Source organism: Christiangramia marina (assembly GCF_048285865.1).
Lineage (GTDB): Bacteria > Bacteroidota > Bacteroidia > Flavobacteriales > Flavobacteriaceae > Christiangramia > Christiangramia marina.
This window is the reverse complement of the sequence record NZ_JBLVTK010000001.1, coordinates 207,133-217,296: the sequence shown is the minus strand read 5'-3', so window position 1 is coordinate 217,296 and position 10,164 is coordinate 207,133. Positions and strand designations below refer to the sequence as shown.

Annotated in this window: 10 protein-coding genes; 2 read left to right on the top strand and 8 right to left on the bottom strand. The window is 38.4% G+C overall.

Annotated features, from left to right (window positions below; all coding sequences use genetic code 11):
* The first annotated feature begins 599 nt into the window (after nucleotides 1-599).
* Nucleotides 600-965: a hypothetical protein gene (locus ACNKXS_RS00985; protein ID WP_417919250.1), complete on the top strand. Its 366-nt coding sequence runs from the start codon at nucleotides 600-602 to the stop codon at nucleotides 963-965.
* Between the two features lie 53 nt (nucleotides 966-1,018).
* Here ACNKXS_RS00985 and ACNKXS_RS00980 read toward each other — a convergent pair whose 3' ends face one another.
* From ACNKXS_RS00980 to rpsO, 8 genes are all read right to left on the bottom strand, one after another.
* Complete coding sequence (locus tag ACNKXS_RS00980) at nucleotides 1,019-1,993, bottom strand: YpdA family putative bacillithiol disulfide reductase (RefSeq protein WP_417919249.1); 975 nt, start codon at nucleotides 1,991-1,993, stop codon at nucleotides 1,019-1,021.
* Nucleotides 1,980-2,642 (bottom strand): ribulose-phosphate 3-epimerase, encoded by a 663-nt coding sequence (gene rpe, locus ACNKXS_RS00975; protein WP_417919248.1) that lies wholly within the window; start codon nucleotides 2,640-2,642, stop codon nucleotides 1,980-1,982. Before rpe ends, ACNKXS_RS00980 begins: the two co-directional genes overlap by 14 nt.
* A gap of 55 nt (nucleotides 2,643-2,697) precedes the next feature.
* Complete coding sequence (locus ACNKXS_RS00970) at nucleotides 2,698-3,099, bottom strand: BLUF domain-containing protein (RefSeq protein WP_417919247.1); 402 nt, start codon at nucleotides 3,097-3,099, stop codon at nucleotides 2,698-2,700.
* A gap of 70 nt (nucleotides 3,100-3,169) precedes the next feature.
* Nucleotides 3,170-4,597: a phytoene desaturase family protein gene (locus ACNKXS_RS00965; protein WP_417919246.1), complete on the bottom strand. Its 1,428-nt coding sequence runs from the start codon at nucleotides 4,595-4,597 to the stop codon at nucleotides 3,170-3,172.
* Nucleotides 4,597-5,451 carry an NAD(P)H-binding protein gene (locus ACNKXS_RS00960; protein WP_417919245.1) on the bottom strand — a complete coding sequence of 285 codons (855 nt, stop codon included), beginning with the start codon at nucleotides 5,449-5,451 and terminating at the stop codon, nucleotides 4,597-4,599. Before ACNKXS_RS00960 ends, ACNKXS_RS00965 begins: the two co-directional genes overlap by 1 nt.
* A 202-nt stretch (nucleotides 5,452-5,653) precedes the next feature.
* A complete protein-coding gene (locus ACNKXS_RS00955; protein ID WP_011708302.1) occupies nucleotides 5,654-6,517 on the bottom strand; it encodes a sigma-70 family RNA polymerase sigma factor in 864 nt (287 codons plus the stop codon).
* A gap of 302 nt (nucleotides 6,518-6,819) precedes the next feature.
* Nucleotides 6,820-9,087, bottom strand: a complete 2,268-nt coding sequence (locus ACNKXS_RS00950; protein ID WP_417919244.1) for a polyribonucleotide nucleotidyltransferase — start codon at nucleotides 9,085-9,087, stop codon at nucleotides 6,820-6,822.
* Nucleotides 9,088-9,287: 200 nt separating this feature from the next.
* Nucleotides 9,288-9,557, bottom strand: a complete 270-nt coding sequence (gene rpsO, locus ACNKXS_RS00945; protein ID WP_417919243.1) for a 30S ribosomal protein S15 — start codon at nucleotides 9,555-9,557, stop codon at nucleotides 9,288-9,290.
* Nucleotides 9,558-9,689: 132 nt separating this feature from the next.
* Between rpsO and ACNKXS_RS00940 the strand changes: the two genes are divergently transcribed.
* Nucleotides 9,690-10,100, top strand: coding sequence for an HYC_CC_PP family protein (locus ACNKXS_RS00940; protein WP_417919242.1), 411 nt, complete (start codon nucleotides 9,690-9,692; stop codon nucleotides 10,098-10,100).
* The last annotated feature ends 64 nt before the right edge of the window (nucleotides 10,101-10,164 follow it).

The following is a 10,164-nucleotide window of genomic DNA, read 5'->3' as shown; positions in this document are numbered from 1 at the left end:
AAGAAGAATCCGTAGAGCATTTGTTCTACGGATTTTTTATTTCCATTACTTTTTTAGCAAAGTACTTTAATTGTATATCGCTATAGAAGCTCACATCTGCTCAAATTTTTCCGAAGTAAAACTGACGGGTATACATAAAAAAGCCAGATCGGAAATTGCAAACCGACCCTACTCAGTTTACAAATCCATATGATCTGGCATTTTATGATGAATGAAGAATTATAAATTCTTCAAATCAATTTGACTGCAATGTATAAAAGTTTCAACATTCAAATTATGGATAACCGTAATCGAATAGCGATGCTTCAGATAGATTCATACTATTTAGTCACTTATACGAAAGTATACAATATTGTGAATTATCAATTTGATTCATCTGCCTAATTACGTTATTTATATTCCTAAGCTCCAAAGATCACTTTGTCTTTCTTGTTTCATAAATTAATACATTCCAACACAGGCTTAAAATATTACTAAGTTCCCTAGATACTCTCCAGAAAATTTTGATTTATTTATACAGTGGCGTTAAACATTCTATAAATAGTTTCCGAAGCCTTAGGTATCCGATACTTTAGCCATGAGATAAAAAAGCAAGTATTATGGCAGCATATTTTAATACCAACCAGTTGAGATTGACAATGAAGGAACTGGTAAAGATTTATATGAGTGATTGTGAGGAATGTAACGAACTTTCTCAGGATTGTATGGAGCTCTTAAGGCACAATTTCCAGGCTGAGTACGCAGTGTATAATAAACAAACGAAAGCCGTTGAAATTGGAATAAATAAAAATGAGGATGATTTTAATAATTATCCCGAGATTGAAGTTTATTCATTTCCGATAAAAGAAATAGGTAAAAAGATTGATCACTCTTTCAAGCATAATCAAGAAGACCTTGAGTTTTACGGTAAGCTAATTGGAAGAAAAAAAGGTCTTGGTTCCAATTCTGTGGTCTTAATGGATTAAGGTTCTAGACCGTTATAAATAAAAAAAAGTCGATTCATTTGAATCGACTTTTTTTATTTACCTATATCATTCATGATCATCTTTGCATGAACTCTTGAGTTTTCAATAAACCATTTATGGGTTTCAGTACCCCCACAAATTACTCCAGCAAGATAGATTCCAGAAATGTTTGTTTCCATAGTTTCTGGATCATACTCTGGTATTTTTCTGCCATCTTCAGAAAGATTGATTCCAATATTTTGCAGAAATCCAAAGTTCGGCCTGTAACCGGTGAGTAATAAAACAAAGTCATTTGGAATCGAAACTTCACCTTCATCAGTATCAATTATTACCTCTTTAGTTCTAATCTCTTTAATACCGGCATTAAAATATGCTTTAATGCTTCCTTCCTCAATCCTATTTACAATATCTGGTCGTACCCAGTACTTCACTCTTTCTCCAATTTCTGGTTTTCGAACGATCATAGTCACATCACCACCTTTCCGGTAGATTTCGAGTGCAGCATCCACTGCAGAGTTACTCGCCCCTACAACAATCGTTTTCTGAGTTGCGTAGTAATGAGGGTCATTGTAATAATGTGAAACCTTTGGCAGGTCTTCACCGGGAACCCCGAGGTAATTTGGAATATCATAGAAACCTGTTGCGATGATTACTTTTGAAGTATGATATTCAGACTTCGTAGTTTTCACAACATGACCTGAACCTTCAGTGGACTCCACTGCCGTAACTTCCTCGAAGAGGTGAATATTGATCTTATTAGCAACAGTGATTCTTCGGTAGTATTCCAGAGCTTCTCGCTTTCCCGGTTTAGGGTTGTTACTGATAAACGGAATATTGTCCAGTTCCAGTTTTTCAGAAGTGGAAAAGAATGTCATATTCGTAGGGTAGTGGTATAGCGAATTCACCAGGCAGCCCTTTTCAAGGATCACATAAGAAATACCTTTTTTTTCTGCTTCTAGCGCACAGGCGATACCAATAGGACCACCACCAATAATAACCAGTTCGTAATTCTCTTTAGGAGTTTGCAATAGATCTCAAATTTTTGATGGTTTCAGGCTGATCATCAGACTTAAATACAAAACTTCCAGCTACCAGTACATCAGCACCGGCATTACTTAGTTCAGCCGCATTCTTATCGGTTACACCACCATCGATTTCTATAAGTGTAGGTGCGTTGTTAGTGATGATGATTTCCTTTAATTTCTGTACTTTCTTAAAAGTATTCTCAATAAAACTCTGTCCACCAAATCCCGGATTTACGCTCATTATACAAACCAGATCAATATCCTTGATCACATCTTTTAATAGATCTACGCTTGTATGCGGGTTGATTGCCACCCCAGCTTTCATGCCTTCAGCTTTAATAGCTTGCAAGGTACGATGCAAATGAGTGCAGGCTTCGTAATGAACTGTAAGTATATTAGCACCTAAAGCGGCAAACTCCTTAATATACCTGTCTGGGTCCACGATCATGAGGTGGACATCGATAGTTTTAGTCGCGTGTTGAGAAATAGCTTTCAAAACGGGCATACCAAATGAGATGTTTGGTACAAAAACACCGTCCATTATATCAATATGAAACCAGTCTGCTTCACTTTGATTGATCATTTCTACATCTCTCTGTAGATTTCCGAAATCTGAAGCCAGAACTGAAGGGGCAATAAGTGTTGTGCTCATTAATAATTTGTTGTGTGAGCTGCAAAAATAAGAAGAATTACAGGCTTTTAGAGCATTAGACGATAAATGCTTTTAGAATATTAGCAACGGCATTTTTCGTTGGTTTATCCAGAACCTCCAGGTAATGCTCATAATTTTGAAGTCGGGCACTGCTATAGCGAGCGTCTTCTGAAATAAAATCACTTTTGTATCCATCGAAGGATTCTTTGTTAATCTCTTTTCCGAATAATTTGATAACATTAAAATGGCGGGAATCATCCTCGATAGTTTCGTAAAGCTGAACAATCTGTTTTTGATCTCCCTCAATGATCTGGAAAAAGTTTCCTTCTGAATAGAGCAGTAGTCCGGTAATATTTTGCTTATTATTATTGTTTTCAGAATCATTTAAAATTTGTCTAATTTCTGTTTCTGAAAGATTTTTTTTAGCTGTGCTAACGTAACTTATGGCATAACGCATGATGAAAGTGATGATTTAATCTATTTAATAATATAAGTGTTTTACTAATCTCACCAAACCTCTAAGGATTTTATTTTTTCTGAAGGAATTTTTCAGCCGACTTCGCTGCGTAATATCCTCCCATTCCATGAACTCCACCTCCAGGAGGTGTGGAAGAGGAGCCTATAAAGATCTTAGGATTTGAAGTAGCATATGGGTTGATACTCGCAATTGGTCTGGTAAATAACTGACTAATATCTTGTTTACCTCCATTAATATCACCTCCAATTAAATTAGGATTTAACTCTTGCAGTTCATTTGTCCTCAAAGTGCTTTTCGCGATTATACTTTTTTTAAAACCTGGAGCTGCTCTCTCGATCTGGTTCTCAATATGTTTAGAAACATCCTCGGTGTTTCCATTTGGAACATGGCAATATGCCCAGGCCGTATGTTTTCCTGCGGGAGCCCTACTAGAGTCAAATAGTGAAGGTTGTGCCAGCAAGACGTAAGGTTCGCTGGATAATCTATTTTCATGTGCCGCTGCTTCTGAATCTTCAAGTGATTCTTTACTATATCCAAAATGCACGGTTCCGGCTTTTTTGCAAATTTCGTTCGTGAAGGGGATAGGATTGTCGAGAGCCCAATCCATCTTAAAGATCCCGGCTCCATACTTATATTTTTCCAATCTGCTTCTGTAAGTCTTGCTGAGATCAGTATTCTTGATTTTCAGGATTTGTTTTGGAGTGAGGTCCAGAATGAAAGTCTTGCTCGAAGGCAATTCTTCAAGATCAGATACAGTTTGGTTCAGGTATATTTTACCACCCTGATCTTTGTAATAAGCAAGGAGAGAATCTACGATCTTAACCGCCCCGCCTTCAGGAAACGGCCAGCCGTGCCTATGTGCAAGAATATTCAATACCAATCCGAAAGACGAGGATACTAATTTTGAAAGAGGTAATGTAGAGTGAGCCGCGGCACCATAAAAGAAGATCTTACTCTTTTCCTCCTTAAAGAAACGCTCTGCAATAAATTTTGCCGAAGGCAGCGCTTTCAAACCAAATCGGAACATCATTTCCAGGTTCTGTGGTAATCGAAGTGGAGCAAGTAAATCTTCTTCCAGTTCTGGCCATTCTTCGACAAAGTCAAGAAGTAGATCCAGATAATTTTGTTCATCCTCTCCTAACTGCTCTGCGGTTTTCCGGATATCTTTATAACAGCCAAAAGCAGTGCCATCTTCAAAAGGATGTGCAAAAGGAATTTCCGGATGTATCCATTGGAGTCCGTAATCTTCCAGTGGTAAAGTTTTAAAATAAGGAGATGCAAAGGCCAACGGATGCACAGCAGATCCCAGATCGTGCTTAAAACCGGGTAAAGTTATTTCCTCTGTTCTGGCCGCTCCGCCAGGTTTCTCTGCCTGCTCGAATATTGCCGTTTTGTAGCCTTGCTTTTGAAGATAGCTGGCTGCAGCCAGCCCGTTTGGGCCACTTCCAACTATAATGACATCATACTCTTCGTTCATCAGGGTAGCTCGTTTTCATCAATATTCTCTAAATACTCTTTAAAAGTTCTTGTTCCGTAGGACTTCCCAATCATATCATGAGTGGTGATATATTTAAAATTTTCAAGTTTGTGCTTAATATCTTCAGAAAAGGATGATAGTATAACACCTGCTTCAGCAATACTTTCAGGAACTTTCAGCGTCTTTGCATCAAATCTTTCTGCAATCATTTCAGCCATTTCCAACCGGGTATGAATTTCAGGACCACCTACTTCAATTAGTTTGTCCCCAACTTCCAGTACTTCAGAAATGAATAGTGCGAGATCAGACTGATGTATGGAATTGGTTTTTGCTTTGCCGTCGCCAATTACCGGAACCAGTTTTCTTTTCGCCATAATCCCCAAATCGTGCAGGCCGCTAAATAATCCCACTGGCCGAATGATCGTATATTCAAGATCTGAGGTTTCTAAAGATTTCTCAAAAAGTCTGTTAGAGCCGGGAAGGCTCATTTTCTCATTTTCCTCAGCACCCAAAATCGAAACATATATAAATCTACCAACCTGATTCTTTTCTGCATCTTCAAGAATCTTTTTATTGGTATACAGATCTGTTTGATAGAATGAGGAATCATTTTTAGTAAAGAGACTCACACTATTTCCTAGTGCAGAAACTACAATGTCAATATCTGCAGCGATACCGGTAAAGTCATCCTCGTTTCCAGCAATAAAGATGTCGTTACTGTACTCTTTTAACTTTTCAGTTCCTTCACTGGAACTGGTTTGCAGTCTGAGTGCTATACCGGCATTTTGACTCAATAACTTGCAAAGTTCCATGCCTAATACTCCCGAAGCTCCTGCAATCAATACCTTCTTCATGATTAGAATTTTTTTTAATAGAATTTAAGAACAAAATCATGGATTAGAGTAAACCGGAATTAGATTAACAAAAATTTAGTCTGGTATAGAAAAGAAAAAACCCCGGTCATCACTCCGGGGTCATTCATCAATCAAAAAACGAACAGTTATTCTCATAACGGGTCATCACTCCCGTCACTAAACTGTTGTCATCTTAAATATTTTAACCAAGATAGGTTTTTAAAATCTTACTTCTGGAAGTATGCTTCAATCTTCTAATAGCTTTTTCCTTGATCTGGCGTACTCTTTCTCTAGTAAGATCAAAAGTTTCGCCAATTTCTTCCAGAGTCATGGGATGTTGATCACCAAGTCCAAAATAAAGTCTGATCACATCAGCTTCACGCGGAGTAAGAGTTTCCAATGCACGCTCGATCTCAGTTCTAAGAGACTCATGTAGAAGTTCCTTGTCTGGATTTGGAGATTCACCTGAGCGTAGTACATCATAAAGATTCGAATCCTCACCCTCTACAAGCGGAGCATCCATGGATACGTGACGACCAGAATTCTTCATTGATTCCTTTACGTCATTAATTGTCATATCCAGCTCTTTAGCAATCTCTTCAGCACTTGGCGGACGCTCGTGTGACTGTTCAAGGAAAGCAAAAGTTTTATTGATCTTGTTTATAGATCCAATTTTATTCAATGGAAGACGAACAATACGAGATTGCTCAGCTAATGCCTGCAGAATAGATTGACGAATCCACCATACGGCATAGGATATAAATTTAAAACCACGAGTTTCATCGAAACGTTTCGCAGCCTTTATAAGTCCTAGATTCCCTTCATTAATAAGGTCAGGTAAGGTTAATCCCTGGTTTTGATATTGTTTGGCTACAGAAACAACAAAACGAAGGTTCGCTTTGGTTAATTTCTCCAGCGCACGGTCATCTCCCGCTTTAATTCTTTGTGCCAGTTCCACTTCTTCATCAGCCGTGATCAGGTCCACTTTTCCAATTTCTTGCAAATACTTGTCTAACGAAGCGGTTTCACGATTGGTAACCTGCTTCGTAATCTTCAGTTGTCTCATCTATCTCTCTTGGATTTTAATTGTGCATAGGGTCTCTGTGTAGTTATACGTAAGAATTCCAAAAAATGTTACAAAAAGTTTTAAAATATTTTTCCGGGCGTTGCACTTCGTGCCGGGCTTTACGCTACTAGTCCTCGCTCCTTGCAGTCACTGTGGGCTATTCGCTACAATCCCTAACGCAAATTCTTATTTAAAATAATGTTGAAAAAACCTTTATATGAGTCTGCAGGAAGTTGAAAGCCTTACAGGCTAGAATCAAAAAAGCCCGGAAGATCCGGGCTTTTTTATTAAGAAGTGAAAAACTATTCTTTGTCTTCTCTTGGTTTTCTATCGTCACGACGATCGTCTCTGCGATTATCACGGCCTCGGTTATCACGAGAACCACGATTATCTCTATCTCTGGATCCACGATTATCACGTTTGTCATCTCTTGGTGGTCTTGCCACGTAACCTTCAGGTTTTTCAAGTAATGCCTTACGGGAAACTTTGTCTTTTCTGGTTTTAGGATCAAGGCCAAAGTATTTCACATCGATCACATCACCCATTTTAAGAACATCGTTCACATCATTGGTACGTTCCCATGCAAGCTCAGAGATATGAAGTAATACTTCGTTTCCTGGTGCGTCCATATATTCCACAACAGCTCCAAAATCAAGGATCTTGATCACTTTTACTTCGTATACGCTACCTTTTTCAGGTTTGAAAGTAATAGATTCGATCTTTGCAATAACTTTATCAATTCCTTCTTGCTGAGTTCCCAGAATTTCAACAACACCTTCTTCAGTAACCGGATCTTCATTAATAACGATCGTAGTTCCAGTTTCTTTTTGAAGTTCCTGTATTACTTTTCCACCTGGTCCAATCAATGCACCAATGTATTCATTAGGAATTCTTCTGGTGATGATCTTAGGGGAGTGAGCTTTAACTTCAGAATTTGCAGTTGGAATAGTCTCAGAAAGTTTCTCCAGAATATGAAGTCTACCGTCTCTGGCCTGTTTCAATGCAGCTACCAGGATTTCATAAGAAAGTCCTTTCACCTTGATATCCATCTGGCAAGCGGTAATACCATCTACAGTACCCGTCACTTTAAAGTCCATATCACCTAAGTGATCTTCGTCTCCAAGAATATCAGAAAGTACTGCGTAGTCGTCACCTTCAGAAATTAATCCCATGGCAATACCTGAAACTGGTTTTTTCAATTGAACACCAGCATCCATTAACGCCATTGTACCAGCACAAACTGTAGCCATAGAAGAAGAACCATTAGATTCTAAAACTTCAGAAACTACACGTACGGTATAAGGACAATCTGCAGGGATCATTCCTTTTAATGCTCTTTGAGCAAGGTTCCCGTGTCCAACCTCACGTCTTGAAGTACCTCTAATTGGGTATGCTTCTCCAGTTGAGAATGGAGGGAAGTTATAATGCAAATAGAAAGTTTCTTCTCCCTGTTGCGTTGGAAGATCTACCTGGTTAGCTTCTCTTGAAGTACCTAAAGTAACTGTTGCCAGTGCCTGAGTTTCTCCACGAGTAAATATTGCTGAACCGTGTGTAGATGGAAGGTAATCTACCTCACACCATATTGGTCTGATCTCGTCGGTTTTTCTACCATCTAATCTGGTTCCTTCTTTTAAAGTAACATCACGAACTGCCTTTTTCTGAGCATCGTTGAAGTAACCGGAGATCATTTTACCTTTTTCTTCCAACTCATCTTCAGAGAACATCGCTTTCACTTCTTCTTTTAATTCAGAAAAAGCTTCACTTCTCTCTTTTTTGCTGGTACCGCTTTTAGCGATATCATATGATTTCTGGTAAGTAGCATCAAGAATTTTCTTCTCGATATCTGCATCTGTTGCAGCTACTTCGTATTCTCTTGGTTCTTTCTTTCCAAATGCCTCAGCAAGTTTTACCTGAGCCTCACACTGAATTTTGATAGCTTCATGTGCGAATTTAATCGCTTCAGCCATCTCTTCTTCAGAGCATTCGTCGAACTGTCCTTCTACCATCATTACAGAATCTGCAGAAGCTCCAACCATGATATCCATGTCTGCTTCAGCAAGTTTCTCTCTGCTTGGGTTTAGAACGAACTCTCCATTAATTCTTGCTACTCGAGCTTCAGAAATAGGAGTTTCAAAAGGAATATCAGATAATTGGATAGCTGCAGAAGCTGCTAATCCTGCTAGTGCGTCTGGCATAACATCATCGTCATGAGACATTAGCTGGATCATTACCTGAGTTTCAAATTTGTAGTCTTTTGGGAATAGTGGACGCAATACACGGTCTACTAAACGCATTACCAAAATCTCTTCATTGCTTGGTCTCGCTTCTCTCTTGAAGTAACCTCCAGGGAAAAGACCTGCAGCTGCAAATTTTTCACGGTAATCCAGTGTTAATGGAAAGAAGTCCATGGTGGTAGGCTTGTAAGAAGATACTACAGTACAAAGTAACATAGCCTTACCCATTTGAACGACCACAGACCCGTGAGCCTGTTTTGCTAATTTTCCGGTTTCGAGGGAAATAGTTCTACCATCTCCTAAATCGATAACCTCCTTAAATGTTTGTGGAATCATAATAATTTCAAATTCGATCTGAATAACTTCAACCAGATCATTTTAGTTAAACAAAGGTCTCCGCCATCCGGACGGCCGGGTTGTGTGTTGTGTGTAGTTGTTGTGACCAATGAAAAACTACCCCCTGGGCGACAATTTTAAGCAACCTATAACAGGTTGTTCCAAGATATAAAAAAAGGGGGCATAAAGCCCCCTGAAAATTATTTTCTTAGTCCAAGTTCCTTAATGATTGCACGATACCTCATGATATCCTTTTTCATCAAGTAATCAAGTAAGCTTCTTCTTTTACCAACAAGCTTTACCAGCGAACGCTCTGAATTAAAATCCTTACGGTTTTTCTTCAGGTGCTCAGATAGGTGAGCAATTCTGTAAGTAAATAATGCGATTTGTCCTTCTGCTGAACCGGTATCAGTTTTTGATTTACCGTGTTTTTCGAAGATCTCTTCTTTTCTTTCTTTTGCTAGATACATTCCAATATTATTTAAATGATTTTTATGTATTGACAGCATTTCTGTCAGGCGGCAAAGATATCATTTATTTTTTATTCCGTATGTATAAGGTTTTAAATTTATAGACTCGATCAAAATTCATATTTTTGCAGAGTGAAAATTGCATTTCCTCATAAACTCCTGGTATCGATGCTAGCCCTTTTAGTGCTGGTAACTACAAATTCATTCGCTATTGAAAAACATTTCTGTGGTGAACGATTAATTGATACCTCTGTTTTTGCTGAATTGGAGAAATGCCCTGGTTGCTTAGATGCTAAGGATAACATTCCTTCTGAATCTGAATGCTGTAAGGATGTGGTTGATGTGCTGGAAGGACAGGATATAACTACTGTTAAGAAAATTGACGATCTGGATGTAGATCAACAGGTCTTTCTTATGGCATTTGGCAATGCTTTTTTTTTACTCTTTCAACCGGAATCCAAAAGTCCGGAAAATTCACTTCAATACGATCCGCCTACTATTAGCTTTGATCTTCAGTCATGCTATCAGGTATATTTAATCTGAATTTAGATTTTTAATAGAATTATCACTTTCCGCAGAAAGACAGGCGGAGGGTACTTTAGTTATT